The sequence below is a fragment of the Acidovorax sp. GW458-11-26-14-TSB4 genome (assembly GCF_059423865.1).
Window position 1 is genome coordinate 148,530 of record NZ_JBWKYR010000007.1, and the last position, 25,518, is coordinate 174,047.

General features: G+C 67.4%; 24 protein-coding genes. 12 read left to right on the forward strand and 12 right to left on the reverse strand.

Annotated elements, in window-relative coordinates; all coding sequences use genetic code 11:
• Positions 1-101: 101 nt before the first annotated feature.
• Complete coding sequence (locus tag AC07X5_RS16665; RefSeq protein ID WP_494771062.1) at positions 102-1,118, reverse strand: 1-aminocyclopropane-1-carboxylate deaminase; 1,017 nt, start codon at positions 1,116-1,118, stop codon at positions 102-104.
• 173 nt (positions 1,119-1,291) lie between these two features.
• Between AC07X5_RS16665 and AC07X5_RS16670 the strand changes: the two genes are divergently transcribed.
• Positions 1,292-1,810 carry an Lrp/AsnC family transcriptional regulator gene (locus tag AC07X5_RS16670; RefSeq protein WP_494771063.1) on the forward strand — a complete coding sequence of 173 codons (519 nt, stop codon included), beginning with the start codon at positions 1,292-1,294 and terminating at the stop codon, positions 1,808-1,810.
• Between the two features lie 10 nt (positions 1,811-1,820).
• Here the strand turns inward: AC07X5_RS16670 and AC07X5_RS16675 are convergent, their stop codons facing one another.
• Positions 1,821-2,996 carry a saccharopine dehydrogenase family protein gene (locus AC07X5_RS16675; RefSeq protein WP_494771064.1) on the reverse strand — a complete coding sequence of 392 codons (1,176 nt, stop codon included), beginning with the start codon at positions 2,994-2,996 and terminating at the stop codon, positions 1,821-1,823.
• Positions 2,997-3,270: 274 nt separating this feature from the next.
• Here AC07X5_RS16675 and AC07X5_RS16680 point away from each other — a divergent pair, with 274 nt between their 5' ends.
• The 4 genes from AC07X5_RS16680 to AC07X5_RS16695 all read left to right on the forward strand — a co-directional run bounded on the left by AC07X5_RS16680 (position 3,271) and on the right by AC07X5_RS16695 (position 6,306).
• Positions 3,271-3,756: a YiaA/YiaB family inner membrane protein gene (locus AC07X5_RS16680; protein ID WP_494771065.1), complete on the forward strand. Its 486-nt coding sequence runs from the start codon at positions 3,271-3,273 to the stop codon at positions 3,754-3,756.
• A 67-nt stretch (positions 3,757-3,823) separates the two neighbouring features.
• Positions 3,824-4,282, forward strand: a complete 459-nt coding sequence (locus AC07X5_RS16685; protein ID WP_494771066.1) for a hypothetical protein — start codon at positions 3,824-3,826, stop codon at positions 4,280-4,282.
• A gap of 14 nt (positions 4,283-4,296) precedes the next feature.
• On the forward strand, positions 4,297-5,127 hold the full coding sequence (locus AC07X5_RS16690; protein WP_494771067.1) for a DUF2145 domain-containing protein: 831 nt from the start codon (positions 4,297-4,299) through the stop codon (positions 5,125-5,127).
• Between the two features lie 60 nt (positions 5,128-5,187).
• Entirely contained in the window at positions 5,188-6,306 is a 1,119-nt protein-coding gene (locus AC07X5_RS16695) for a serine endopeptidase (protein ID WP_409960608.1), read from the forward strand.
• Positions 6,307-6,327: 21 nt separating this feature from the next.
• On the opposite strand, the gene AC07X5_RS16700 is transcribed toward AC07X5_RS16695, so the two are convergent.
• The 4 genes from AC07X5_RS16700 to tgt all read right to left on the reverse strand — a co-directional run bounded on the left by AC07X5_RS16700 (position 6,328) and on the right by tgt (position 10,899).
• Positions 6,328-7,788: a GGDEF domain-containing protein gene (locus AC07X5_RS16700; protein WP_494771068.1), complete on the reverse strand. Its 1,461-nt coding sequence runs from the start codon at positions 7,786-7,788 to the stop codon at positions 6,328-6,330.
• A 135-nt stretch (positions 7,789-7,923) separates the two neighbouring features.
• A complete protein-coding gene (locus AC07X5_RS16705; RefSeq protein ID WP_494771069.1) occupies positions 7,924-9,075 on the reverse strand; it encodes a GGDEF domain-containing protein in 1,152 nt (383 codons plus the stop codon).
• A gap of 113 nt (positions 9,076-9,188) precedes the next feature.
• Complete coding sequence (locus AC07X5_RS16710; protein ID WP_494771070.1) at positions 9,189-9,707, reverse strand: hypothetical protein; 519 nt, start codon at positions 9,705-9,707, stop codon at positions 9,189-9,191.
• 19 nt (positions 9,708-9,726) lie between these two features.
• Positions 9,727-10,899, reverse strand: a complete 1,173-nt coding sequence (gene tgt / locus AC07X5_RS16715) for a tRNA guanosine(34) transglycosylase Tgt (RefSeq protein WP_494771071.1) — start codon at positions 10,897-10,899, stop codon at positions 9,727-9,729.
• 99 nt (positions 10,900-10,998) lie between these two features.
• On the opposite strand from tgt, the gene AC07X5_RS16720 reads away from it, so the two are divergent.
• On the forward strand, positions 10,999-11,493 hold the full coding sequence (locus AC07X5_RS16720) for a universal stress protein (RefSeq protein ID WP_409960602.1): 495 nt from the start codon (positions 10,999-11,001) through the stop codon (positions 11,491-11,493).
• Positions 11,494-11,567: 74 nt separating this feature from the next.
• On the opposite strand, the gene AC07X5_RS16725 is transcribed toward AC07X5_RS16720, so the two are convergent.
• The 3 genes from AC07X5_RS16725 to AC07X5_RS16735 all read right to left on the reverse strand — a co-directional run bounded on the left by AC07X5_RS16725 (position 11,568) and on the right by AC07X5_RS16735 (position 15,850).
• On the reverse strand, positions 11,568-11,963 hold the full coding sequence (locus AC07X5_RS16725; RefSeq protein ID WP_409960601.1) for a hypothetical protein: 396 nt from the start codon (positions 11,961-11,963) through the stop codon (positions 11,568-11,570).
• A 430-nt stretch (positions 11,964-12,393) separates the two neighbouring features.
• A complete protein-coding gene (locus AC07X5_RS16730) occupies positions 12,394-13,566 on the reverse strand; it encodes a phospholipase A (protein WP_494771072.1) in 1,173 nt (390 codons plus the stop codon).
• Between the two features lie 211 nt (positions 13,567-13,777).
• The gene (locus AC07X5_RS16735; RefSeq protein ID WP_494771073.1) at positions 13,778-15,850 is read right to left on the reverse strand and encodes an ATP-dependent helicase; all 2,073 of its coding nucleotides are present in this window, start codon (positions 15,848-15,850) and stop codon (positions 13,778-13,780) included.
• 235 nt (positions 15,851-16,085) lie between these two features.
• On the opposite strand from AC07X5_RS16735, the gene AC07X5_RS16740 reads away from it, so the two are divergent.
• The 6 genes from AC07X5_RS16740 to AC07X5_RS16765 all read left to right on the forward strand — a co-directional run bounded on the left by AC07X5_RS16740 (position 16,086) and on the right by AC07X5_RS16765 (position 20,894).
• Complete coding sequence (locus AC07X5_RS16740) at positions 16,086-16,892, forward strand: hypothetical protein (protein ID WP_494771074.1); 807 nt, start codon at positions 16,086-16,088, stop codon at positions 16,890-16,892.
• A gap of 163 nt (positions 16,893-17,055) precedes the next feature.
• Positions 17,056-17,610 carry a GTP-binding protein gene (locus AC07X5_RS16745; protein WP_494771075.1) on the forward strand — a complete coding sequence of 185 codons (555 nt, stop codon included), beginning with the start codon at positions 17,056-17,058 and terminating at the stop codon, positions 17,608-17,610.
• Positions 17,607-18,008 carry a roadblock/LC7 domain-containing protein gene (locus AC07X5_RS16750; RefSeq protein WP_494771076.1) on the forward strand — a complete coding sequence of 134 codons (402 nt, stop codon included), beginning with the start codon at positions 17,607-17,609 and terminating at the stop codon, positions 18,006-18,008. The genes AC07X5_RS16745 and AC07X5_RS16750 overlap by 4 nt, the downstream gene beginning before the upstream one ends.
• A gap of 104 nt (positions 18,009-18,112) precedes the next feature.
• Positions 18,113-18,472: a hypothetical protein gene (locus AC07X5_RS16755; RefSeq protein ID WP_494771077.1), complete on the forward strand. Its 360-nt coding sequence runs from the start codon at positions 18,113-18,115 to the stop codon at positions 18,470-18,472.
• 105 nt (positions 18,473-18,577) lie between these two features.
• Entirely contained in the window at positions 18,578-19,846 is a 1,269-nt protein-coding gene (locus tag AC07X5_RS16760; RefSeq protein WP_494771078.1) for an ABC transporter substrate-binding protein, read from the forward strand.
• Positions 19,847-19,940: 94 nt separating this feature from the next.
• Positions 19,941-20,894, forward strand: coding sequence for an AEC family transporter (locus AC07X5_RS16765; RefSeq protein WP_494771079.1), 954 nt, complete (start codon positions 19,941-19,943; stop codon positions 20,892-20,894).
• Between the two features lie 61 nt (positions 20,895-20,955).
• Here AC07X5_RS16765 and gspD read toward each other — a convergent pair whose 3' ends face one another.
• The 3 genes from gspD to AC07X5_RS16780 are packed head-to-tail and all read right to left on the reverse strand — an operon-like array spanning position 20,956 to position 25,446.
• Entirely contained in the window at positions 20,956-23,454 is a 2,499-nt protein-coding gene (gene gspD, locus AC07X5_RS16770; protein WP_494771080.1) for a type II secretion system secretin GspD, read from the reverse strand.
• A gap of 31 nt (positions 23,455-23,485) precedes the next feature.
• Positions 23,486-24,100, reverse strand: coding sequence for a hypothetical protein (locus AC07X5_RS16775; protein WP_409957343.1), 615 nt, complete (start codon positions 24,098-24,100; stop codon positions 23,486-23,488).
• Positions 24,097-25,446: a hypothetical protein gene (locus tag AC07X5_RS16780; protein WP_494771081.1), complete on the reverse strand. Its 1,350-nt coding sequence runs from the start codon at positions 25,444-25,446 to the stop codon at positions 24,097-24,099. The genes AC07X5_RS16775 and AC07X5_RS16780 overlap by 4 nt, the downstream gene beginning before the upstream one ends.
• Between the last annotated feature and the right edge of the window lie 72 nt (positions 25,447-25,518).

Here is a 25,518-nt window from a genome sequence, read left to right on the forward strand (position 1 = left end):
ATGCGTCGCGGGTGGCGCGCAGCGCCATGAGTCACTGACACGATCAGATCACCGAGAGGCCCGCCAGCCGCGCCAGCCGCTGTGCGTCGGTCTCGCTGCGCTCAGCCGTTGCGAAAAAGAAAGCTGTAGGCGTTCAACGCCGGCACCCCTCCCAGGTGCGCGTACAGGACACGGGAGCCTTCGGGGAATTCGCCCTTGCGCACCATGTCGATCATGCCGTGCATGGACTTGCCTTCGTACACTGGGTCGGTGAGCATGCCCTCCTGGCGTGCGCACAGGCGGATGGCTTCGAGCGTGCCCTCGCTGGGCAGGCCGTACTCGGGGCCGCCGTAGCGCGTGTCCAGCACCACGTCCTCGGCCGTGATGTCCTGGCCCAGCTCCACGAGCTGGGCGGTGTTCTGGGCGATGCGCAGGATCTGCGCGTGCGTCTGCGCGGGCTTGGCCGAGGCGTCGATGCCGATCACCTTGCGTGCCCGGCCGTCGGCCGCGAAGCCCACCACCATGCCGGCCTGTGTGCTGCCCGTGACCGAGCAGACGACGATGTAGTCGAACGCAAAGCCCAGCTCCTTTTCCTGCTGGCGCACTTCCTCGGCAAAGCCCACGAAGCCCAGGCCGCCGTAGGGGTGCTCCGAGCAGCCTGCGGGGATGGGGAAAGGCTTGCCGCCGGCCTTCTTCACATCGTCCATCGCCTGTTCCCAACTGGGGCGGATACCGATGTCGAAGCCTGCGGCATCCAGGCGCACGTCGGCACCCATGATGCGCGACATCTCGATGTTGCCCACGCGGTCGTACACCGCGTCGGAGTAGTTGACCCAGTTCTCCTGCACCAGCACGCACTTCATGCCCAGGTGCGCGGCCACGGCGGCCACCTGGCGCGTCTGGTTGGATTGGATGCCGCCGATGGAGACCAGCGTGTCGTAGCCGCCCGCGATCGCCTCGGGGATCAGGTATTCGAGCTTGCGCGTCTTGTTGCCGCCGAAGGCCAGGCCGCTGTTGCAGTCCTCGCGCTTGGCATACAGGTGCACCTTGCCGCCCAGGTGGGCCGACAGGCGGTTCAGCGGCGTGATCGGCGAGGGGCCGAAGGTCAGCGGGTGGCGGGCGAATTTCTGCAGGTTCATGGCGGCTCTCGTAGGCAATGGAAGAGGGGGAATCGCTTGCAGGGGGCACCTCGCCTGCAATGCCTCCATCGTAGGAAAAGCCGTGGCTAACGTGGTTGTGAATGTGGATTGAATTTCGGAGGTTTGGTATGTAAAAATGCCAATCCGAATCCATTGATTCCAAAAAACAAGCCATGTGCGCAACAAAAGTTCACGGCAAGAGCGCGCCCGCCAGCGCCGCGGTCACGGACGATCTGGACCGCATCGACAAGGCCATCCTGCGCCTGCTGCAGCGCGATGCCTCGCTGTCCAACGTGGCCCTGGCCGAGAAGGTGCACCTGAGCCCGCCGGCCTGCCTGCGCCGGGTGGAACGGCTCAAGCGCCTGGGGCTCATCGACGGGGTGGTGGCGCTGCTCAACCCCAAGGCCGTGGGGGCCGGCATGCTGGTGATGATCGGCGTGGTGCTCGACCGCTCCACGCCCGAGTCCTTCGCTGCCTTTGAGAAGGCCGCCGTGAAGATCTCGGGCTGCATGGAATGCCACGTGGTCACGGGCGAGTTCGACTACTTCATGCTGGTGCGCACGCGCGACAGCGACAGCTTCAACCGCCTGCATGCCGAGCAGCTGATCTACCTGCCGGGCGTGCGCCAGGTGCGCTCCTTCATGGTGTTGCGCAACGTGCTGTCCACCACGGAGCTGCCGCTGGCGATTTAGGGGGAGGTCGTCACGATGCCTCGACCGCGAACGTCAGCCCTGCATTCTCCTGAAGCCGGGTGATCAGCGGCTCGCCCATGGCGGGCGCGGTGGTCCAGATGCCGCCCGGGGTGGCCGCAGCCTCCTGCAGCAGGCAGACGGCCGACTCGGCGATCATTTTGCTGGTCGAGCCATAGCCCGGGTCGCGGTCGCCTGTGACGCCCACGCGCAGGGTGTTGCCCTGGCTGTCTTCGCCGAGGAACAGCACGTCGTAGGACCCTGCCTCGCGCTCCTCGCGCGACGGGCCTTCGCCGGGTTTCGGGCCTTCCTTGGAGCCCATGGACTTGTCGCCCGCCACCGCATTCGCAATGGCCTCGCCCTTGGCGCCCGGGCCGGTGACCAGCATCTCGTCGTAGACGAAGTCCGTGCCGTAGGCGTGCTGCAGGAGGAGGTTGGAGCGGTGCACGTTGCGCGTGTTGATGGCCGCCATTACAAAGGGCGCGACCCACATGCCCAGGGCTTCGTCCTCCATGGGCTTGTGGCCCGTGGGCTGGCGCGGGCCCTCGAAGCCGGGCGTGAGCGAGAACGGGTTCTTCAGCAGCTCCAGCACCTTGGGGTCCGCCGCCGAGGCGGCCATGGTGGCCTGCAGGCTCGCGGCCGTGCCACCCGAGAACGTGCCCTTGAGCTTGCGCACCCGGCCGCGCACGCGGCTGGCGGGGTGGCCGAAGCGGGCCTTCATCTCACGCTGCAGCATGAACACGCCCAGGTCGAACGGGATGGAGTCGAAGCCGCACGAGAACACGATGCGCGCGCCGCTGGCCTTGGCCGCGGCCTCGTGCGCGTCGATCATGTGGCGCATCCAGGCAGGCTCGCCGCACAGGTCCACATAGTCCACGCCGGCGGCGGCGCAGGCGGCGACCAGCTCATTGCCGTAGAGCTGGTAGGGCCCCACGGTGGTCAGCACCAGGCGCGTCTGCGCCATCAGCGCCTGCAGGCTCTCCGTGCTGGCGCTGTCGGTCACCACCAGGGGCATGTCAGCCGGGGCGCCCAGTTCGTCGCGCACGGCGGCCAGCTTCTCGGCGCTGCGCCCGCCCATGGCCCAGCGCAGGCCGCTGCCGGCGGGGTAGCGCTGCAGCAGGTATTCCACCACCAGGCGGCCGGTGAAGCCGGTGGCGCCATGGACGACGATGTCATAGGGTTTGGTCATGGGGGTCTCCAGGGAATGGGTCGCGCGGGCAGGTCCCGCAATCGCCGGAATTGTCAAAGACCCGGGCTGCCTTGGCTGTCGCCGATGCGCTGCCGGTGGTAGTTTGCAAGCAACTTTCGGCTCGGATAAGGGTGTCAAAGTGTGACCAAGTACCGTAAAACGATACTGAAGAGCCGGCGCAACGCCACTGTGGTGGTTCAATGCGGACACCCGGCTGGCGCTTTGCGACCATGCGTTCCGTGTTCAACAACGGCCCCAGGGCCACACCACCTGTATGTCCGCATCTTCCTTCGTCGTTCAGCGTGATACCAAGGCCTGGCAGCTCCAGGTGTGGATTTCGTTCGGCATTGCCGTGTTCCTGTGCGCAGTCGGCCTGGCCTGGCTGCCCGGGGAGCAGCTGGAGCGCGCGTTCATGGTGATGGGCTATGTGTTCTGCCTCTCGGCCGCCTTCGTGCTGGCCAAGTTCGTGCGGGACAACGAAAGCGCCGTGCGCCGCGGCGCTGGCGACACCCCCATGTGGAAGCTGGTGGTCTGGGGCGGCTTTGCGGTCGCCATGGGCCTGACGGGCTGGGGCCTGTTCGGCATGGAGATCAACGTGACCTACAAGGCCTTCCTCGGTGTGAGCTGGCTGTACCTGATCACCACCGCCTTCACGCTGGCCAAGATGCTGCGTGACCGCCATGAAGCCGACCTGGCCGAAGCCCGGCTGCAGGGCCGCCGCGAAGCCGCCCAGTCGGCTGCCCAGAACAGCAGCAACTGATACTGTCCAAATGCCATTCCCCGGCACACCGAGTGCCGGGGCGCCAACCTCTGAGGAGTGAATGACCATGAGAACCCTGCAACGCACCCTTGCCAGCACACTGCTGGCCGCCACCTTCCTTGCGGCCCTGGCCAGCCTGCCGGCCCGCGCCCAGAGCGAGGCCTCGGCCGCGCTGTCCCTGCTGCCGGTGGCCTCCGTGGTCGGCACGGCCTCGGTCGCCTCGACCGCTGCCGGCGCCGCCGTGGCCCTGCCAGCAGCCCTGTCGGTCGGTGGTGCCGTGCTCTCGGTGCGCGCCGTGGAGGTCTCGGCCGTGGGCACCGTGTACGTGCTCGAACGCGCCTCGGACGGTGCCCGCGTCAGCGTCGAGGTGCTGGGCCGTGGCATCGGCGCTTCGGCCCATGCCGTGGGCACGGTGGTGGTCTGCACCGTGATCGGCTCGGGCGTGGTGCTGTCCGTGGCCGGCGAGGCCCTGGCCTTCGTGCCCAACGCCATCGGCCGCGCGCTGCTGTACAACGAGCGCCTGTGAGGGAGAACGCAGCCATGCACCCACAAGCCACCTTGCACCCGCCCGGCCTGCGCCGGGTCCTGGGCGCCGCTCTGCTGACCGGCGCTGCACTGTTCCCTGCCACCCAGGCCCATGCGGGCCGCTCCTGCGAGGCCCAGAAGCCGCCGTCGGCCAAGACCGTGGAGCGCGGCATGCAGCTGGCCGAGCGCACCTCCCAGGCCCTGGACGCGACCGGTGCCCAGGTCGTGATGCTGGGCCGCGCGGGCCAGGACCTCAGCAAGTACGGGCTGCGCTACTCGCACCTGGGCTGGGCCTACAAGACCCCCGAGGGCCCCTGGCGCGTGGCGCACAAGCTCAACGAATGCGGCACCGCCGTGGGCCACCTGTACCGCCAGGGCCTGGGCGAGTTCTTCCTCGACGACCTGTGGCGCTACGAGGCCGTGTGGGCCGTGCCCACGCCCGAGGTGCAACAGCGCCTGGTCGCGCTGCTGCAGGACAAGGGCCGCACCAAGGCCATGAACCAGCCGGCCTACAGCATGGTGAGCTATGTCTGGGGCACCAAGTACCAGCAGTCCAACCAGTGGGCACTGGAGACCCTGGCCGCCGCCATGGAGCCGGCCACCGTCAACAGCCGCGAACAGGCGCAGGCCTGGCTCAAGTTCAAGGGCTACGAGCCCACCACGCTCAAGATCGGGCCGCTGACCCGCATGGGCGGGCGCGTGGGCTCGGCCAACATCGCCTTCGACGACCACCCCAACGACAAGCGTTTCTCCGACCGCATCGAGACCGTGACGGTGGACTCGATGCTCACGTGGCTGCAGCGCGCCCAGTTGGGCGCGGCCCCTGCGACGCTGGTCCTGAAGTGACGTGACACTGCGCCTGGGCGTGCTGCCCGGGTGCGCCATTGGCAAGAGGGAGAACGATCCATGAGCAAATCCTTGCGGCTTTCCGAAAAGTGGTTCCGCCGCGGCCTGTGGCTGGTGGCCTTCGTCTTCGCCGGCTTCCTGATCGGCCTGGGCGGTACCATCGTCGGCGACCTGCCCCAGGTCGAAAAGCGCCTGGTGGTCGAGGACTTCGTCGACAAGGCCGCCTACGACCGGGTGCGCGAGGAAGTGCGCAGCTCGCGCAAGGCCGAGGAAGACGCCGAGACCGCGCTGCAGCAGGCCCAGCTGCAGCGCAGCAAGGCGCGCAGCGAAAGCGCGGCCGAGCGCGAGACCTTCAACAACTGGCTGGCCACGCGCAGCGCCACGCAGCGTGCCGACCAGGACCCCGAGGTCATCGCCCGCACGCAGAAGCTCGATGTGCTCAAGCTCGCCGAGCGCAAGACCCAGCAGGCGGTCGAGGCGCAGCAGCAGGCCGCGCTCGATGCGCAGCAGGCCGCCAGTGCCGCCCAGCAGCGCCAGAGCGAGATGGAGCGCGAGGGCTATGGCCGCATGTCCATCGAGCAGCGCAAGCTCGAACTGCGCGTCTTCCTGTACCGGCTGGCGCTCACCCTGCCGCTCCTGGCCATTGCCGGCTGGCTGTTCGTCAAGAAGCGCAAGGGCACCTACTGGCCCTTTGTCTGGGGCTTCATCTTCTTCGCGCTGTTCGCCTTCTTCGTGGAGCTGGTGCCCTACCTGCCCAGCTACGGCGGCTATGTGCGCTATGTGGTGGGCATCGGCATCACGGTGCTGGTCGGGCGCTACGCCATCCTGGCCCTCAACCGCTACCTGGAGCGCCAGAAGCTGGCCGAGGCCCTGCCCGACCAGGAGCGCCGCAAGGAACTGAGCTACGACGTGGCCCTGGCGCGCCTGGCCAAGAGCGTGTGCCCGGGCTGCGAGCGGCCGGTGGACCTCAAGAACGAGGCGATCGACTTCTGCCCGCACTGCGGCATCGGCCTGTTTGACCACTGCGGCGTGTGCACCACGCGCAAGAGCGCCTTCGCCCGTTTCTGCCATGCCTGCGGCGCCGCCGCGGCCGGCGCACCGGCACCCCAGGTCTTGCCGGTGATCCCGCCCGCGCCGCCCGTAGCGCCAGGACCTGTGGCACCCGGCGGCGTGTCCTGATGCGATAAAGCCAACCCGCCCTCAAGGGCCTGGCGTGGATCCGGGCTCGTACAAGTGGGTGCGGTCACGGCCGGTCGCCTTGGCTTGGTACAGCGCGGCATCGGCATCGGACATCAGGGCGCCCAGCGAGTCCTGGGCCGACACGCCGGTGCGCACCACCAGGCCGATGCTCACCGTGGCGTGCAGCGGCTCGCGCTGCCCCGCCAGGGCGAATGGGTGGTTGCGCACCTGCTTGCACAGGCGGCGTGCCACGGCCATGGCATCGGCCTGGCGGATGCGCGGCAGCACCACGGCGAACTCCTCCCCACCCAGCCGGCCGAACAGGTCACCGGGCCGCAGCGCCTCGCTGACCGTCGCGGCAAAACCGTGCAGCACCTTGTCCCCCTGGGCGTGGCCATAGGTATCGTTCACGCGCTTGAAGTGGTCCAGGTCCAGCATCAGCACGGCCACGCTGCTGCGCTCGCGCGCCAGCCGGGCCAGCAGCTTGCTGCCCTGGGCCATGAAGGCGCGGCGCGCCAGGGCGTCGGTCAGGAAGTCGTGGCTGGCCGCGCGGTGCAGCCGGCGCATGGCCTCGACACTGGCTGCCTTGGCCGTGGCGACCGACAGCGGGCCCAGGCCCAGCAGCGAGATGCCCACGCGCAGCGAGAACACGGCCCAGGCGTTGGCGGGTGCGAACGCCAGGTCCAGCATGCCCGCGCCGGCCGCAATCGCCAGGCCGAAGCAGGTCAGCATGGAGAGAACGCTGGTGGCAAACACACCATAAGTGAGTGCACACCACAGCAGCGCCGGAACCGGAAACGCCAGCGCCCCGGGGCCGCCGATGGCGATCGCCGCCGCCTCGCTGGCCGCCAGCGCCAGCAGGGGCGCCGCGTACTTCCAGCGGCGCCGGGACCAGCGGCGCTTCTTGAGCGTGCGCCGTGCCTCCTGCGGGGTCGGCAGGCTGAGCATGACCGGCAGGATCAGCACGCTGTTGATCAGCTCCGTGCAGAACCACATGCCCAGGGCCGTGGGCCAGGTGGTGCTGAACAGCAGCGGGCCCGTGCCCGAGCCCGCCAGCGCGGCAGCCGCGCTGGCGGCCACGCAGATGCCGAACATCAGCACCGCCGACATCTGCCGCTTGAGGAAGCGCGTGGCCACCGGCACTTGGCCGAACAGCCACCAGCCCGTGGCCACGCCGCACAGGTTGGCGGCGGCCAGCCACAGCGTCACCAGGGGCGCGGTGCCCGTCACCAGGTCCGCGGCCGCGTAGCCCACGGCGGCGGCGGCCCAGGTGCCCGACGCGGCCAGGCGCGGATAGCGCACCAGCAGGCCCAGCAGCAGCGCATTGGCGGGCCAGAAGGCGGCCATGTAACCCAGGGGCCGGGTCATAATGCCCAGCAGCGACGCAGCAAAGACCAGCAAGCCGATGGCCGTGCACAAGCCCCAGCCCTTCAGCGGGCCGGCGGCGGTGCCGGGGGAGGGGGGGCGAAGCAGAGACGGCATGCGTTGAGGTTCAGGGCCGCGAGGCAATTGGCACCCACTGTAGCTGTGAAATCTCCCAGCGCCCTTGGAGGCCTGGGTGCAGACCACTCTGGCAACGGTGGGCAGTGGTGTCCGGGCGGCATGTTTTTCAGGCGGTCAGACTCCTTGCACTGCAGTGTTTGCCGCCAGAACCACCTGGTTGCGCCCCGATTGCTTGGCCCTGTAGAGGGCATCGTCCGCCCTCTTGAACCAAATCTCCGCAGCGATGGGCGTGCCATGTACCCAGGCCAGGCCGATGCTGACCGTGACCGGAATCCGCGACCCCTGTGCCTCGATGTGCAACATGGCAACGCTGGAGCACAGCCGCTCGGCAATTGCCTGGGCTTCCGCCTGTGTCACCGCCGGCAGGTAGACCACGAACTCCTCGCCGCCCATTCGCGCCAGCAGATCCGAACTGCGCAACTGCCCTTGCAGGCACCGTGCAAACTCCACCAGCACCCGGTCACCAACGGCATGGCCATAGCGGTCATTGATCTGCTTGAAGCGATCAAGGTCCAGTTGGGCGATGGCACTCTGGGGTGGCAGCCGGGCAGGCAACCGCGATTCCAGCCAACGCCGGTTGCCAGTGCCGGTCAGTGGGTCGGTGTGGGCCGCCTGCTCCAGACGGATCTCGGCGCGCTCATTGGACAGTGCCGCCACCATGAGCGCCATGCCGAAGTGGCAGAACATCTGCACGGAGAAGGCCCAGGCAAAGCCGGCCGAGCTTGCCGTGCCGCTGAGGATGTAGGCGAGCCGCAAGGCATAGATGCTGGCGCTCAATCCCAGAAAGGCGGCCATCAGCGTGCGCGAAGGCAGGGGCTCGGCGCGGCGGTCGCGCAGTATCTCGAACGTGCAGGCCGCCAGTACCAGCGTGGCCGTGGCGTGGAAGACGCCTGCGCGCAGCAGGTTCTGCAGGGGAAACCCCGTGGCGATGCCCACCGCCAGGCATGCCAGCGGCAGCAGCACCACGGCCCGCCAGGGCACTCGCCTGCGCCCGCTGAAGCCGCGCACCCCGGCCCAGAAAAGGGCATACCCTCCAGTGCCCAAGAGCAGGCTGCCATGCGTCCACATCCACATCGGCAGGGCTGCGCTTTCGCCGCGCCAGGCCAGGACCGCTCCCACCGCCAGCATCACATAGGCCGCGGCCAGCGATGCCAGGCCCTGGGGTCGGCACGAGTGGCGGCGGATGTGGAAGATGCTCAGGGCACCGGCGATGAGAGAGGTGTTGTAGAGAAGGAGAACGGTGGCCAGGTCGAGCTGGAAGTCCATGGAGTCGTGTGCGCAGATGTGTCGCGCCGATTATCGAGGGGCACCGTGACGCTGCTCTGGCCGCCGCGCTTTCAGCGCGGGCGGGTGCCCGGCGGGCCGGACATGGCTTCTGGCTACCTGGCGCGCCACGCTTGCCACCGCTGGCGCCATTGGCGCTTGAGCACCCGGCCCACGCGCCACGGCCATGAGGCCCGTACACGGGCGAGCAGCGCCGCCTTGATGCGCGTCCAGTGGCCATAGAGCCAGGAAAACCAGCGCAGCTGCAGCAGTGCCGGCTGGGTCAGCGTGAACAGGCGGGCGAGTACCGCCGTGCCCACCAGCTTGGCCGCCACGATGATGAGCATGCCCAGCAGCACATGCCCCTGGCCGATGGTCCACAGCGCCAGCAGCTTGATGGGCAGCAGCATCAGCGAGGGCAGCGCGAACACCAGCACCGCGGCCCAGGGCGGCAGGCTGCGCACGGCGCCTTCGATCCAGCGCAGTCCGGGCCAGCGGCCGATGCGCGCCAGCACCCGCTGCAGCGGCTCCCAGCCCCATTCCTCGAAGACGATGACCAGCGCCAGCAGCCAGCCGGCCAGATGGCCGATCAGCCGCAGCGGCCACAGCAGCACGTTGCGCAGGGACGGGTGCACGGCTGCCGGGGAATGGTAGTCAGACGCCGCGCGCCCGGTCCGCCTTGAACTGTGCGCGGAACTGGGCAAAGCTGCCCGCGTCCAGCGCCTCGCGCACCTCGCGCATCAGGTTCAGGTAGTAGTGCAGGTTGTGGATACTGGTGAGCATGGGGCCCAGCATCTCGCCGCAGCGGTCCAGGTGGTGCTGGTAGGCGCGGCTGAAACCCTCGCGCCCGCCGGCCTCCCACGAGATGCCGCTCTTGCCAGCGCAGGCGTGGCAGGTGCAGCTGGTGTCCAGAGGCTGGTGGTCGCTCTTGTGGCGTGCGTTGCGGATCTTGAGGTCGCCATAGCGCGTGAACATGGTGCCGTTGCGTGCATTGCGCGTGGGCATCACGCAGTCGAACATGTCCACGCCCTGGGCCACGCCCTCGACCAGGTCCTCGGGCGTGCCCACGCCCATCAGGTAGCGCGGCTTGTTCGCGGGCAGCAGGTGCGGCGTGTGCGCCATGATGCGCAGCATCTCGTCCTTGGGCTCGCCCACCGACACACCGCCCACGGCGTAGCCGGGGAAGTCCATCTCCACCAGGCGCGCGAGCGACTCGGCGCGCAGGTTCTCGTACATGCCGCCCTGCACGATGCCGAACAGCGCGTTGGGGTTGTTCAGGCGGTGGAACTCGTCCTGGCTGCGCTTGGCCCAGCGCAGGCTCATCTCCATCGACTGGCGCGCCTCGCGCTCCGTCGTGAGGTGGCCCTTGGTCTCGTAAGGCGTGCACTCGTCGAGCTGCATCACGATATCGCTGTTGAGCGTGGTCTGGATCTGCATGCTCACCTCGGGCGACATGAACAGCTTGTCGCCGTTCACGGGGCTCGCGAAGGTCACGCCCTCCTCGGTGATCTTGCGCATGGCGCCCAGGCTCCAGACCTGGAAACCGCCCGAATCGGTGAGGATGGGCTTGTTCCACTGCTCGAAGCCGTGCAGCCCGCCAAAGCTCTCCATCACGTCCAGGCCCGGGCGCATCCACAGGTGGAAGGTGTTCCCGAGGATGATCTGCGCGCCCATGTCGTGCAGGCTCTGCGGCATCACGCCCTTGACGGTGCCATAGGTGCCCACGGGCATGAAGATCGGTGTTTGCACCACGCCGTGGTTGAGCGTGAGCGTGCCCCTCCGCGCGTGGCTGGTAGGGTCGGTGGTGAGAAGGTCGAACTGCAGCATGGGCTGCATTGTCCCAGACCGCACGGGACGTGAGGCCATGGGTGCCTGTGCGCACCGTGCATCGGTACACTGGTCCGTAAACCAACGGAAGGAGAACCCATGTTCAAGATCCTGATCGCCGTGGACGGCTCGGACCTCTCCCTGGACGGCGTGCACCATGCCCTGGGCCTGGTGCGCCAGGGCCTTACGGCCAGCATCGTGCTGGCCAATGTGCAGGAGCCCGCCACGCTCTACGAAATGGTGACCGCGCGCGATGCCGACCTGATCGCCGCCGCCAGCCTGGAGGCCGGCGAGCACCTCATGGCACCGGCCCGGGCCCTGCTCGATGCGGCCGGTGTCTCCTACGAAACCGACATCGGCGTGGGCGACGTGGCCCACACCCTGGTGGACATGATCGAGCGCAGCGGCTGCGACCTGGTCGTCATCGGTGCGCGCGGGCAGGGCGCCATCAGCAGTGCCTTGCTGGGTTCGGTGTCGCAGGAGGTGGCCCATGCCAGCCCCGTACCCGTAACCATCGTCAAGCATGTGGACGTGGCGCGCCAGCTGGAGCCTGAAGCGGAATCGGAAGACGGAACGGCCGAGGCCTCGCTCTGACCGCTGGCTGCATGCCGCGCTGACGCGAAAAGGGCCGCGTGAGCGGCCCCTGGGCATCGCCGTTCGCTGGCGGCTCAGGCCGCCTTGCGGAAGGGCTGCTCTGCCGTGGTGCCGCGCTGCAGCTTGCCATGCGGCAGGCTGGCCAGGCGCGAGAACATGCGCCGCACGTAGCCGTTGACCCACAGGCATTTGTTGAGCTCGTCCACCGGCAGCGGGCCTGACACCACCACGATGTCGTTGGCCATGTCCTGCGCACCGGCAGCGCGCAGGCGGCGGCGCGTGTTGTTGGCCCAGGACTGGATGCGCGTGGGGCTGCCATGCTGGTGCACCTGGCCGGTGTGCGCATCGAAGGCAATGGCCACGGTATCGGTCTTGAGCTTGAACCTGCGCTCACCCGTCACGGCGCTGGGCGCCTCGCGCATGTCGTACAGGTAATAGCTGCCGGCCTTGAGCTGGTATTGCATGTCCATGGTGGTTCCTCTCTGGGGGCATTGTCGAGGGCGCACCACAGGGCAATCGCAGGGAATGGGGCCGGAAAACGCCTCTTATCGGCGCGTGATCCGCACTGGCATGCCAGTCGGTGCGCGTGCCATTGTGCGCGGCCCCTCGGCAACTGCAAATGAAACTTGACCGCAATTGAGTAACGGTTTGTGAGAGGGTGAGCGCCCTGTGCCTGGACCGCGTTCTTGCTGCTGCTGGCCGAACGCGCGCAGCCTGGGCCAGGGCCACCGCGCAAGGGCCGCCCCGCCGCTCCCCATTCCCGAATCGCGCAGCGATTCGAGAGAAGGGGCTGAGGGCCGCGGCTCCAAGCCTGCCTGCGCAGGCTTGGACGTGCCCGAAGAGCCGCCGCCTCTGGCGGCGGTGGCGAGGCGCGCCAGCGACTCAGCGGGATGTACCCTGCTAGAAATCCACCAGACTCAACCCCAGGCTGAACACCGTCCGCTTGCGGTTGTAGTCGATCATGCTGTCGCCATAGCCGCTGAACAGCTGGGTGTGCAGGCGCAGGTTGCTCTTGCTGCCCAGAAAGCCCGAGCCCAGCGTCTGCAGCCACTCCACCCGCAGCGAGCCGCGGTCGCTGTTGCCCAGCGAATGGCGCATCGTGGCGCCCAGTGTGTTGTCCTTGTCGTAGTTCCAGAAAGCGGCCAGCTCGGCGCGGCCCACGTAGTCGCTGATGCCGGGGTTGTCGTCGCTGCCTGCGCTTTCGGAGAAGCGTTTCCACAGGCGCGCACGCACGTTGATGTCGTTGCCCAGTTCCAGGCCGGTCATCAGGTAGGCGCGGTTCCAGCTGCGCGACAGCGGCTTGCTCTGGCCGTTGGACTGGTGCACCAGGCCGATGCCGCTGTAGCGCCAGCGCCAGCCGAAGGGCAGCTTGGCGTCGGTGGGGTAGACATACATGACTTCCGGCTCGTGGTCCGTGGTGCGGAAGGGGCGCGAGATGTCGGAGGTGAACAGCTGCCAGTACGACTGCTGCGTGTAGCCGAACCAGACCGAGTCCTTGAGGGTCGGGTGGCCCTGGGTGAGCAGGCCCTGCGCAATCTTGGTGCGCACCGACAGCTGGATGCGGGTTTCGGCGCGCCGGTAGGGCGTCGATTCGGTGGCAGAGTTGCCATCGTTGCCCGAGGTGGGCTGCCGGTTGACGTTGCTCGCACCCACCACCGACGCCGTGATGGGCCGGTAACCGCGGAAGCTGAAGGTGCCGCAATCGCTGCCCGACTCCAACTCCCAGAAGCGCGAAAGATCGCTGTACTGCGGGTCGCGGCAGCCCTCGGTGCGCGCCACCTCGATGATGCGCGTGGCCGGCAGCGTGGTGTCCACCGGGGGCGGCACGGCATTGTTGGCTTCGGCCGTGGCGGCGGGCGACTGCCAGGCCTGCTGGCCGGCCCATTGGTCGAAGCAGGCCAGGCGGGCCTGATTGTCGTCGGACAGTGCGGCGCAGCGGCGCCAGGCGGCCTGGTCGCCCGCGGTGGTGCTGCCAGGGGCCATGCCCGGAGTGGGGGTCCCTTGTGCGAAAGCTGCACCGGCCGGTGCCAGCACCGCCAGCGCCAGCGCCACCGTGCGGCGGGTGGCCGCCATGCCCGGTGCACCAGCATGGGCACGGCGAAGGGACAGGAGAGGGGTGCTGTGAGGTAGATGCATGTACATGGTGATTCTTGCCGCGATGGCAGTGGGCGACCTGACGGGGCCAGGTCGCTGGATTGCTTGCCGGTGCCCATTTTTCCAGAGACGGGCCGCCGCCGGATGTCGGTGGCGATCTTGACCTACATGCGGGTGTTGCGTGCGCGCGTCACATAGGTGCAGCGTCGCTGCTGGCCTTGGCCTTGGCCGCGAACTCCGCGCGCAGGGCCCTGAGCTTTTCTCGCGGGTCTTCGCGGGCGGTGGTGCGGTCCAGCCCCATCTCGGCGATGAAGCGGCTCGGCCGGGCCTGCACCATCTCGCGGCCCTTCTTGCGCCGCTTGGTCCAGCTCACGGCCAGCGTGCGCTGCGCCCGGGTGATGCCCACGTACATCAGGCGCCGCTCTTCCTGCAGGCGCTGCTGCGTGTCCTCGGCCACCACCTTTTGGCGGCCCTCGTCGTCGTCGAGCTTGAAGGGCAGCATGCCCTCGGTCACCCCCACCAGAATCACGTGCGGCCACTCCAGGCCCTTGGACGCATGCAGGGTCGAGAGCACCACCATGTCCTGGTCCTGCTCGCGTTCGGAAATGGTGGACAGCAGGGCGATGGTCTGCGAGACCTCCAGCAGGCTCTTGGTTTCGGCCGCGATGGGCGTGCCCGAACTGTCGTCGATCTGCCCGCCCGCGCGCTGGGCCATCCAGTCGCAGAATTCGAGCACATTGGTCCAGCGCGCAGCCGCCACCGTCTCGCTGTCTTCGCCGTCGTACAGGTGCTGCTCGTAGCCGATCTCCTTGAGCCACTCGCCCAGGAAGGTGCGCGAGGCCTCGGCGCCATGGGTGTGCCGGGCGCGGTATTCCAGGTCGTTGATGTAGCGGCCGAACTCGTGCAGGCTTTCCAGCGCGCGCTTGGGCACCGCCGCCGGCAGCATGTTGTTGAACAGCGCCGCGAACATGCTTTGCTTGTGCTGCGTGGCAAATGCACCCAGGGCGCCCAGCGTGGTGTGGCCGATGCCCCGCTTGGGGCTGGTGATGCAGCGCAGGAAGGCCGGATCGTCGTCGTTGTTGATCCACAGCCGGAACCAGGCGCACAGGTCCTTGATCTCCGCGCGGTCGAAGAAGCTCGTGCCGCCCGAGACCTTGTAGGGAATGTTCACCCGGCGCAGCGCCTTCTCGAAGGGTTTGGCCTGGTGGTTGGCGCGGTACAGGATGGCGAACTGCTTCCAGTCAGGCGGCGGGTTGGCGGCGGCGCGCAGGCTCAGGATGCGCGCCACGGCGCGTTCGGCCTCGTGCTCCTCGCTGTCCGCGTCGATCACGCGCACCGGCTCGCCCTCGCCCAGCTCGCTGAACAGCGTCTTGGGAAAGAGCTTGGGGTTGGGCCCGATCACATTGTTGGCCGCGCGCAGGATGGCACTGGTCGAGCGGTAGTTCTGCTCCAGCTTGATGACCTTGAGCGCCGGGAAATCCAGCGGCAGCTTGCGCAGGTTGTCGAGCGTGGCGCCGCGCCAGCCGTAAATGGACTGGTCATCGTCACCCACGGCCGTGAAGTGCGCGCGCTCGCCCACCAGCAGCTTCAGCAGCTCGTACTGCGTGGCATTGGTGTCCTGGTACTCGTCCACCAGCACATGGCCCAGCAGCGCCTGCCACTTGGCACGCACTTCGGGGAAGTCGCGCAGCAGGCGCAGCGGCATGCCGATCAGGTCGTCGAAGTCCACGCTCTGGTAGGCCGCCAGGCGCTCTTCGTAGCGCGTCATCAGCACCGCAATGCTGCGCTCGTTGTCGTCCGCCGCCGCGGCCAGCGCCTGTTCGGAAGTCAGGCCCTTGTTCTTCCAGGCGCTGATGGTCCACTGCCACTGGCGCGCCGTGGCCATGTCCACCGTGCCGCCGGCCGCGTCCTTGAGGATGCCGGTCACGTCGTCCGCATCGAGGATGCTGAACTGGGGTTTGAGGCCCAGCACCGCGCCGTCCTCGCGCACCATGCGCACCCCCAGTGCGTGGAAGGTGCAGATCAGCACATCCTTGGCGCGCTTGCCGATCAGGCCCTTGGCACGCTCGCGCATCTCGGCGGCTGCCTTGTTCGTGAAGGTGATGGCCGCAATGCGCTTGGGCTCGAGCCCGCGCTCGATCATGTGCGCGATCTTCTGCGTGATCACCCGCGTCTTGCCCGAACCGGCACCGGCCAGCACGAGGCAGGGCCCGTCGGTGTAGTGAACAGCCTGGAGCTGGGCGAGGTTGAGACCGAAAGACATGGGGGAGGCAGCGACCAGGGAGGGGTGACGCGCATGCGCCGAAGGCGCGCGGCGTGGTTTGCAGCACGGGGATGGCAGATCATACCTTGGGCACATCTCGGGGCTTGATGTGAACAATTGGCAACAGAAAGGTCAACTACTGTCACAAAACCTGACTGATACGGTTTTGTACTGGTTGCGAATGGAGTGCTCACTTAAACTGACCGGTTACACCCTGCACTGCGGAGTATTTTGCGTGAAGACCAATCTGAAGGGGGATCTGGCGACCGGCTTGCTGGCCCCCGCATTGCGCGCCCGGTTTTCCGAGCTGTTCGGTGTCGCGGCCCGCAAATCCGTCTTTGCCTGGCGCGAATCGCCTCTGGAGCAAGCCCAGGTGGCCATGCTCGACGTGTCGTCGAACCTGGTGCGCCTGCAGCCCTTGCCGCCTTGCGTGATCTGGATCGGGCGCGAGCAGGCGGCCGTGCGCTTTGCCGATGCCTGGGTGGGGCGCCTGCCGCAGGACTACACCGTGGCCGACCTGATCGACATCCTGGACCGCGCCGCCGTCTTCCTGCTGGACTGGAAGGCACGCCGGCCCGCCGCGCCAGCCGTGGTCGGCGTGGCGGCGCAACCTGCGGCCATTCCTCCCGTGGTCCCCGTATCGACGCCGTCGCGTGCATTTGCCCACAGCACCATCCAGCCCACACCCCCTGCGGCCGCTGGCACAGCCGCCATGGCCGCAGCCCAGGGCAGCCGCTACCGGCTCGGTGCCTGGGTGTTCCTGGGTCCGCCGTTCGACAGCTCCGGATGCATCAGCGCGCTGGCCCTGCTTGCGCGCCAGCCCGTGACCGCGCAGCAGCTGCACACCCACAGCGGCCTGGCGCCGACGGAACTGGCCGAGCTGCTCAAGGAACTGGCGCGCCGCAAGGTGCTGCAGGTGATCGCACCTGCGCAGCCGGTGGCGCCCCCGTCAACTGCTGCCGAATCCCGCCGCCCGGCACCAGTGAACAAAGGATTGGTGCGCCGCCTCTCCCACTGGATCAGCGGGGCCAGCAGGCCGTGAAGCACCCCCTGAGTCGCTTTGCGCCTTCACCCCTCTCTCTCCTCGCTGCGCGAGTCGGGAGGGGGACGTCCCCAGCGCGGCGGGGCGGCCCTTGCGCGGTGACACTGGCCTGGGCTGCGCCAGTTGCAGAGGCTACGGTGGCATATAGCACCATGGAGAACTGATGTCCTATTCCAGCACCTCCCCGATGCCACGCATCGCCTTCATGGGCCCCATGGGCGTGGGCAAGACCACGGCCATCCGGGCGCTGTGCGGCGATGACATGGTGGCCACCGACGTGCCCAACATGGACCGCCAGTCCCATGCCAAGGAATTCACCACCGTGGGCGCCGAGTTCGGCCAGATCGACCTGGGCGATGGCGAGTTCGTGCAGGTCTGCGGTTGCCCCGGGCAGGACCGCTTCGACTTCCTGCGCCAGTGGGTGGTGTCCGCCTCGGTGGGCGTGTTCGTGATGGTCGACGTGAATGAAGCCCATGCCGTGCAGGCAGCCGGGGCGCTGCTTGCCGAGGCCGCCGCGGCCCAGAACCCGCCCATGGCCCTGGTGCTGAGCGCCCGCCCCGCCTCGGCTGCCGCCACCCAGGCCTTTGCGGACGGGCTGCAGGCCGCAGGCCATGGCGTGGTGCCCGTGCTCCAGGTCGATGTGAGAAAGCGCGCCGATGTGCTCCAGGCCCTGAGCGTGCTGGTGTCGATGTTGTCCCTTCGCAGCGAATCCCCATGAACAGCAGAAGTTCCTCCCTGATTTCCGAAGCGCTGGCGCAGACCGCCCAGCGTGCGCTTGAAACCCATGCCGCCCCCATCTCCGGCCTGCAGCTGGCGCTGCTGGCCACGCCAGACGGTTTCGAGATCGCCTGCCTGCGCAACCGCAGCGAGCTGCAGGCGGGCCGCCTCTCGGCCATGGCCAGTTCGCTCATGGCCATGGCCCGTGCCGTGGGCCGCGAGATCCAGAGCCCGCAGTGCAAGCGCCTGACCTTCGAGGCCGAGGGCAGCACCGTGGTCTTCCAGTCCATCGATGCGCCCGTGCCCTGCATCCTGTGCCTGGTGCTGGGCAGCGATGCCTTGCTGGGCCGTGCCCTGTGGGCTGCGGGCGAAGTGATGCAAGAGATGTCCCGGGCCTGACGAACGCTCTTGCGACCGATTTCCGGGCGCGGGCGTTTCATTGGCAGCCTGCGCCCACTCACCCTTCCAGCCAGTGCGAATAGAACCCCTAGGAACCCCCAAAAATGGCGACTCTCAATGAATCCCTGAACCAACTGCAGGCCGTGGAAGGCGCACTGTGCGCCGCCATCGTCGACAGCGGCAGCGGCATGCTGCTGGGCAGCATCGGCACGGGGGTGGACATGGAACTGGCCGCCGCCGGCAACACCGAGGTGGTGCGAGCCAAGAACAAGACCATGCAGGCGCTGGGCCTGCAGGACACCATCGACGACATCCTGATCACGCTGGGCAAGCAGTACCACATCATCCGTCCCATGGCGTCCAAGGAAGGCATCTTCATTTATGTGGTGCTCGACAAGGCGCGCGCCAACCTGGCCCTGGCCCGCCGCAAGGTGCAGGATGTCGAAAAGCTGATCGAATTCTGACGGCGCGCGCTGGCACGCGCCTTCCTGCGGGAAACCCCGCTGTCCCTGGTCTGTGGGCACTTTGATACTGCACGGACCAACGAGACAAGCCCGAAAGGCCGTGCCATGCCGATCAAGAGCCTCGCGCCATCGCGCGCCAGCGCCGCCGCCACCTTGCAGCAACGTGCCTGGTGGAACGGCGCGTTTCTTCTCGTGGGCGCACTGGTTGCGACCGCACTGGCCGCCTTGCCTGCGCGGGCACAGATCGGCAGCACCGCGCCCGTACGCATCGGCGTGGTCGGGCCGTTCACCGGTGCCTCGGCCGACTTCGGCGTGCCCATGCTCAACGGCATCCGCATGGCGGTGGACGAGATCAATGCCGGCGGCGGCTACCTGGGCCGGCCGCTGGAACTGGTGGTCAAGGACGACGCCGCCAACCCCGACCAGGGGCGCAAGGTCTCGCAGGAACTGCTGGCCGAGAAGGTCGTCGCCACCATCGGCTTTTGCAACACCGGGGTGGCCATGAAGGCCATCGACCTGTTCCAGGACGCCAAATCACCGCTCATCGTGCCCTGCTCCTCGGGCACGGCCGTCACGGCCAAGTACCCGCCGGCCGAGAGCTACATCTTCCGCGTGCAGGGGCGCGATGCCCTGCAGGCCCCCTTCATGGTGGAAGACATCGTCAAGCGCGGCTGGGACAAGGTGGCCATCTTCGCCGACAAGACCGGCTACGGCGAAGGCGGCTACAACGACGTGGTGGCCGCGCTCGCCGCCAAGAACCTCAAACCCGTGCACGTGGCGCGGTTCGACCTCGGGGTGAAGGACCTCACCGCCGAGCTGACGGCCGCGCGCAGTGCCGGTGCCAACGTGGTCTTCAGCTACACCGTCGGGCAGGAGAATGCCGTCATCGCCAACGGCAAGAAGACCCTGGGCTGGAAGGTGCCGCAGGTCGGGCCGTGGACCTTGTCGTTCCCGTTCTTCCTCGACGGTGCGCGCGATGCGGCCGAGGGCGCGCTCATGGTGCAGACCTTCATCGCCGAGCCCAGCAACGAGCGCCGCGCCTCCTTTTTGTCGAGCTACACGCGCAAGTTCCAGCGCAAGCTGGCCGTGCCCATGGCGGCGGCCAATGCCTACGATGCGACCTATTTGCTGATGTATGCCTTCCTGGGCATCCGCGATGGCAACCTCAACGGCCCGGTGCTCAAGGAGTCGCTGGAGGGCAAGATGAAGACTTACTACGGCGTGGTGGCTACCTACGACAAACCGTTCAGCGCCACCGACAAGGACGCCATCACGCGCAACATGCTGGTGATCGGCGCGGTGAAGAACGGCGCCATCACCTTTGCCTACCCCGAGGATGCCAAGCGCAATCTCATCATCCAGCGCAAGCAATGACCCTGGGCGTGGCCTCGCCGCAGGCGAGGGCCCCCGTCTGACTCTGCGCTGGCGCTGCGGCCCGGCAAGGCCCGGGCCGCCCGACAATATCCCCGTGCTCTCCGTCCTGCTCGTCACCTTCCCCTTCTTTGCGCTCGTACTGTGCGGCTACTTGGCCGCCCGGCGCGGCATCCTGCCGCAGCCGGCCATTCCGGGGCTCAACGCCTTCGTGCTGTACTTTGCGCTGCCCTGCATGCTGTACCGCTTTGGCGCCAGCACGCCCATTGCACAACTGCTCGACCCGGCCGTGGTCGGCGTCTATGTGCTGTGCGCGCTCATCATGGTGGCGGCCACCGTTGCCCTCACGCGCCGCGGGCGCATCGGCTGGAACGACGCGGCCTTCGGCGCCTTGGTGGCCGCGTTCCCCAACACCGGCTTCATGGGCGTGCCGCTGCTCGTGGCGCTGCTCGGCGCGCAGGCCGCGGGGCCCGCCATCGTCACCATCGCGGTGGACATGCTGGTCACCAGCTCGCTGTGCATCGCCCTGTCGCGCATGGACGGCGCGGGCACGCACGGCGTGGGCGTGGCGCTGCGCAATGCCTTCAAGGGCATGGCCACCAATCCCATGCCCTGGTCCATCGCCCTGGGCGCGCTGGCCTCGGCCCTCAGTTTCAAGCTCCCCGGCCCGGTGGACCGCACCGTGGCCATGCTGGCCGATGCCGCCTCGCCCGTGGCGCTGTTCACCATCGGCGCCGTGCTGGCGCGCTCGCAGATGAACCAGCACGAGCAGGTGCCCGCGGGCGAGTATGTGCCCGTGGCCCTGGCCAAGCTGCTGGTGCACCCGGTGCTGGTCTGGGCCGTGGGCACGGCCGCCATCGCCGCCGGCGTGCCGCTCACGCCGTTTGCGCTCACCGTGCTGGTGCTGGTCGCGGCCCTGCCCAGCGCCAGCAATGTCTCGCTGCTGGCCGAGCGCTTTGGCGCCAACAACGGGCGCGTGGCGCGCATCATTCTGGTGTCGACGGCGTTGGCGTTTGTGAGTTTTTCAGCGGCGGTGGCACTGCTGACCTGAGGCCACCCCCGAAGCAAAACAGCCCACCGAGGTGGGCTGTTTTGTTGTGGGGCCAGCGGGATCAGTTGACGAAGGCTTCGCTGTTCTGGATCTGTGGGGCCTTCAAGGCGGCAGGTTTTTGCTGAGTGCGCGCGGGTGCGTCGCGGCTGAGGTTCGGTGCTACTGCGCTGTCTTTGTCTTGGAGCATCACACGCAGCTTCTGAAGACTGTCCTGGAAAGTACCTGCCAAGCGGTCAGCTTCATCACGGTTGCTGACGATATAGGGGGTAATCGTAATCAGCAATTCGGTCTTGGTCTTTGACTTGCTGGTGTTGCCAAAAAGCGCTCCCACCACTGGGATATCTTTCAGAAGCGGGATGCCATTCACGGTGTCATCCCGACGCTCTTCTATGAGGCCGGCGAGCATGATCGTCTTGCCATCCTCGATGGTTGCGTCGGTTGTGACTTTGCGTTTTTGAAAGCTTGGATACAAGGCCCCTCCAGCGGAAACATTTCCTCCGAGGCTGCTGACCTCCTGCGCAATGCTCAGGGTGATCCGGCCGGTGGAAGTGATGCTGGGCTTGACCTCAAGCAGAATGCCGGTAGGTCGGTATTGCACCGAATTAGACGTGGAGAACTGGTTGCTGCCGATCAGGTTGTTGCTCGGCGTGGAAACCGTCTGCGTGATGATGGGAACTTCATTACCCACCTCGATCTTCGCAACCTTGCCATCACTGGCGAGCACATGAGGTGTCGACAGTACGTTCACATTGGTATCTTTCCCCAGGGCATTCAGCAACCCGATGACCTGGCCAGAACCTCCAAGAACTGCGTAGTTGAAGCCGGTTCCTGTTCCCATGACGCTCGGCGTGGCGCCTGTTGCTGCTTGGCTTATGACATCGGACCCCTTGATCGCGCCTTCTAGACCTGCAAAGCCGGGCCAACTCTTGCCACCGGTGCTCAAGGCAGATTTGATCCACCACTCCACACCGTACTGCAGCGCATCGGTGAGACCTACTTCAGCGACCATCACTTGAACTAAAACCTGGCGCGGTGATGAATCCAGGCGCTCCAATACCTTGCGCACCTGTTGATAATCTTGAGGAGAGGCGCGAACGATGAGGGTGTTGGTTTCCGTGTCTGCAATCACTTGCACCGAGCCACCGAGGCCGGGTGCGGTGCCGGTGGTGCCTTGCGAGGGCGTGTTCCCCCGTTCGATGGTGCGCGCTGCAGAGCTGTTGTTCTGGCTGTTGGTGCCCGTTGCAGCACCGGCCAGTCCAGTACTGGTACCCGTGGCCCCCGTAGCCGAATTGAACGCGGAACTCGACGCTGATGGCAACCCGGAAGCCCCCGTGTTCGCATTGTTCTGGGTCGGTGCCGCCCCTCCAAAGATCTGCGTCACCAGGCTCGCCAGATTGGCCGCATTTCCGTTGGCCACCGGGTACACATGCACGAACGAGCCCAGTCCATTGCGCGGCTCGGCATCCAGCGTCTTGATCCACTGCTCCGCCGTCTGCAGCAGGGCAGGGTTGGCGGCAGCCACCATCACGGCATTCATGCGCGCCACAGGCAGGAAGTAGGTCTTGTTCGCGTCGGTGCCGGGCCGGTTGAGGATGCCCGAGGTCTTGAAGATGGCGTCCAGTTCCTTGGCCACGTCGGCCGCTTCGCTGTGGGCGAGCGGGAACAGCTTGATCTGCACCTGGCTCACGTAGTCCGAGTCCAGGGTCTTGACCATCTCGACGATCTTCTCGACGTTGGCGGCCTTGTCCACCACGATCAGGTAGCGGTTGGAGGGGTCGTTGGTGATGGCCGCCTGCGCGCCTACAAAACCGCGCAGCGTGTTGGCCAGCTGGTTGGCCTGCACGAACTGCACCGGGATGATCTGCATCACCGACGAGGCCGCGCCCACGCCCGGGCCCAGGCCGGCGTCGCGCACCGCGTTGGCGTCGCGCAGCACCTTGTACAGCTTGCCCTGGCGCACGATGGAGATGTTGCTCGCGGCAAGCGCCGTCTCCAGCGTGCTGTAGATGTCGGCCATGCTGATGGCCCCGGTGCTCTTGAGCGTGACGCGGCCCTGCACGGTGGGGTCGATCACGTAGTCGAGCTTGAGCACTTCGCCGAGCACCACCTGGATCACCTCGTAGATGTCGGCGTTGTCGAACTTGAGCGTCACGCCCGGGTTGGGCGTGTTGGACAGCACCACTCCGGGGTTGCCGCTGGCGGGGGCGGTGGCCGCGGTTGCTGGCGCTGCGCCGGGGGTGGGCATGGTGGCCATCGGGGCGGGCACGGCGGGCGCTGCCGTTGGTGCGGCTGCGGGTGCCGTGGGCGGTGCCGCAGGCGCTGCGGCCGGCGCAGCCCCGGTGCCCGCTGCCTGGGACGGCTGCAAGGTGATGCCGGGCATGCTGAAGCCGCCGGGCACGGGGGTGCCGCCGCCGCCGGGCACCACGGGCATGGGCTGACCGGTGAAGGGGTTGATCGGTGGCTGCTGGGCCATTACCAGGTGCGTTGCCGTCAGCGTGGGCAAGAGCGCAACGCTCACAGCGGTCAGTTTGCGCAGCATGGGAGGAATGGATTTTTTCATTGCAGTCTTCTGAAATTCAGCCGTGTTCGTTTTACTTGCGGGGGGCCGCAGGCGCGGCCGGGGCGGCGGCTTCGGGCAGCGGCTTCATGTGCAGGCCGGAAAAGCGGGCCACGATGTGCAATTGCTGCCCGCCGCGCTGGGTGTCGTCCACCACCTTGATCTCGACCCTGTCCATCACCAGCAGCTTGGGCGATTGCGCCAGGGCGATCTGCAGGCGCGGCAGCTGCTGGGGCACGCCGTTGAAGCGCGCCGTGAGCGACATGCGCGAGACGCTGCCCTTGGGGGCATCCGAGAATTCCGACAGGTCGATGTTGTCGAAATACAGCCCCTGCAGCAGCTTGGTCACCTGCTGTTGCATGGCATTGACGGACTCGGTGATGTCGTTCGCCACGAACAGCTGCTCCTGGATGGGCGTGTAGCTGCCGCCCAGTTGCTCGCTGTTGGCCTGCACCTTCTTGTCGAGGTCGAGGGTGTTCTGGTTGCTTTCCAGCAGCGTCTGCAGGTCGCTGGCCTGCTCGCGGTGCTCCAGGTAGCCGGTCAGGCGCTGGTCCACCAGGGCGGCAATCAGCAGCAGCACGATGACGGGAAAGGCAAAGTACTTGATGCCATGGGCGGCATGCACCCGCTTGAGATCACGCTTCATCATGGTTGGGATGCCCCCGATGCGGGTGGCTGGGCTGGGGCGGGTGCGGCAATGGGTTGGGGCGCTTCCTTGCGCGCCTGCAGGTGGATCTGCGGGGTGCTGGCGGCCAGGTATTCGGGCACGGGGAAGTCGGTCCAGGCGCCAAAGCCGGCCAGCGGCCGCTCCTGCAGCCATTTCACGCTGCCCTCGTTGCCCTGGCCTGCCAGCGCGACGACGCCATTGTCGGAGCTGAAGTACTGCAAGGTGGCGGGCGGCGGCGGGAAATACGCAACCAATTGCGAGAAAGGGCCCAGCGCGGAAGGCGCCTCGCGCGCCGTGTTCACGGCCTGCACCGCATCGGCCATGCGCAGGGTGCGGGCCTTGAGCAGCTTGGCGGCTTCCACCTTGGGCAGGTCCTTGCGAACGCGCTCGCGGCCCTCCTCGATCTGGCGCACCAGCCGGCCATCGTGCCAGACCATCAGCGCCAGGCCCGCCATGCCCACGGCACCCAGCCCGAGGCTCAGCACCTTGAGCGCCTGCACCATGTCGTTGTGCGTGTGGCGCACGACGATGCCACCCTGGTCCGAGCGCCAGAGTTTTTCGAGCAGGTCGGCATGGGACGCCGCAGGCAGCACATGGTGCTGGTAGCCGGCCCAGGTTCGGGGTTCGGCCGCATAGCCCCTGGGCGTGCTCAGCTGCACCGGGTGGCCGGGGGCCGCGTCGGCGGGCGCGCCCAGCGCGGCCAGCTCCACCTGCAGGGTCTGCGCCAGGTGCTCGTTGCCATCGTGTGCTTCGAGCACGCGCGTGCGCAGCATGGTGCCGTTGGCGGCGTACACGTGCAGGTACTGGTCTGTGGCATCGGCCTCGACCACGGCGCGCAGCGAGGCCGGTTGTTTGGCCGCGATGCGCTGGAACAGCTGCGCACGCGCATACAGCTCCACCAGTGCCAGGCGGCAGGCGCTGCTGATGCGCTCGATCTCGGTCACCCAGTCCTTGTGCATCCACATCAGCGAGGCGCCCTCGGCCCCGCCGAAGCCGTCCACCTGCGTGCGCGTGTCGCTGGCCGGAAAGGGCAGCGAGGGCGGCGCGCCCGCCCCCTGGGTATTGGGCGGAACGATGCCCAGGATGTCGCCGGCCAGAACCCAGTGCGCGCGCGTGCCGGCCGGAATCTTCCAGCGCGTCACGCTGTCGGCCAGCTGCTGCTGCAATTGCGACGCAAAGCCGTCTCCCTCGGGCAGGGGCACCACGAGCTCGTGCGCACGCTTCCAGCCCAGCATCCCGCGGTAGAAATGCAGGATGCACAGGCTGTGCGGTGAGAGGGAGAGCACCAGCTGGTGCCGCCAGCTGGCTGAGGGAGAAAAATTGCGCATCGGTGGAGGTTTCAATCGGGTCGGGAGCTTCTTTTCAGGCAGCCTTCGGGTGTTCGTTCGGTCACAGGGTTG

Bases quoted from the DNA above. Each gene is read 5' to 3' on its own strand.
- AC07X5_RS16705 (WP_494771069.1), bottom strand. From the start codon at position 9,075: ATGGACTTCCAGCTCGACCTGGCCACCGTTCTCCTTCTCTACAACACC.
- AC07X5_RS16690 (WP_494771067.1), top strand. From the start codon at position 4,297: ATGCACCCACAAGCCACCTTGCACCCGCCCGGCCTGCGCCGGGTCCTG.
- tgt (WP_494771071.1), bottom strand. From the start codon at position 10,899: ATGCTGCAGTTCGACCTTCTCACCACCGACCCTACCAGCCACGCGCGG.
- AC07X5_RS16780 (WP_494771081.1), bottom strand. From the start codon at position 25,446: ATGCGCAATTTTTCTCCCTCAGCCAGCTGGCGGCACCAGCTGGTGCTC.
- AC07X5_RS16775 (WP_409957343.1), bottom strand. From the start codon at position 24,100: ATGATGAAGCGTGATCTCAAGCGGGTGCATGCCGCCCATGGCATCAAG.
- gspD (WP_494771080.1), bottom strand. From the start codon at position 23,454: ATGAAAAAATCCATTCCTCCCATGCTGCGCAAACTGACCGCTGTGAGC.
- AC07X5_RS16760 (WP_494771078.1), top strand. From the start codon at position 18,578: ATGCCGATCAAGAGCCTCGCGCCATCGCGCGCCAGCGCCGCCGCCACC.
- AC07X5_RS16745 (WP_494771075.1), top strand. From the start codon at position 17,056: ATGTCCTATTCCAGCACCTCCCCGATGCCACGCATCGCCTTCATGGGC.
- AC07X5_RS16700 (WP_494771068.1), bottom strand. From the start codon at position 7,788: ATGCCGTCTCTGCTTCGCCCCCCCTCCCCCGGCACCGCCGCCGGCCCG.
- AC07X5_RS16720 (WP_409960602.1), top strand. From the start codon at position 10,999: ATGTTCAAGATCCTGATCGCCGTGGACGGCTCGGACCTCTCCCTGGAC.
- AC07X5_RS16680 (WP_494771065.1), top strand. From the start codon at position 3,271: ATGTCCGCATCTTCCTTCGTCGTTCAGCGTGATACCAAGGCCTGGCAG.
- AC07X5_RS16730 (WP_494771072.1), bottom strand. From the start codon at position 13,566: ATGGCGGCCACCCGCCGCACGGTGGCGCTGGCGCTGGCGGTGCTGGCA.
- AC07X5_RS16725 (WP_409960601.1), bottom strand. From the start codon at position 11,963: ATGGACATGCAATACCAGCTCAAGGCCGGCAGCTATTACCTGTACGAC.
- AC07X5_RS16665 (WP_494771062.1), bottom strand. From the start codon at position 1,118: ATGAACCTGCAGAAATTCGCCCGCCACCCGCTGACCTTCGGCCCCTCG.
- AC07X5_RS16675 (WP_494771064.1), bottom strand. From the start codon at position 2,996: ATGACCAAACCCTATGACATCGTCGTCCATGGCGCCACCGGCTTCACC.
- AC07X5_RS16750 (WP_494771076.1), top strand. From the start codon at position 17,607: ATGAACAGCAGAAGTTCCTCCCTGATTTCCGAAGCGCTGGCGCAGACC.
- AC07X5_RS16695 (WP_409960608.1), top strand. From the start codon at position 5,188: ATGAGCAAATCCTTGCGGCTTTCCGAAAAGTGGTTCCGCCGCGGCCTG.
- AC07X5_RS16735 (WP_494771073.1), bottom strand. From the start codon at position 15,850: ATGTCTTTCGGTCTCAACCTCGCCCAGCTCCAGGCTGTTCACTACACC.
- AC07X5_RS16670 (WP_494771063.1), top strand. From the start codon at position 1,292: ATGTGCGCAACAAAAGTTCACGGCAAGAGCGCGCCCGCCAGCGCCGCG.
- AC07X5_RS16755 (WP_494771077.1), top strand. From the start codon at position 18,113: ATGGCGACTCTCAATGAATCCCTGAACCAACTGCAGGCCGTGGAAGGC.
- AC07X5_RS16685 (WP_494771066.1), top strand. From the start codon at position 3,824: ATGAGAACCCTGCAACGCACCCTTGCCAGCACACTGCTGGCCGCCACC.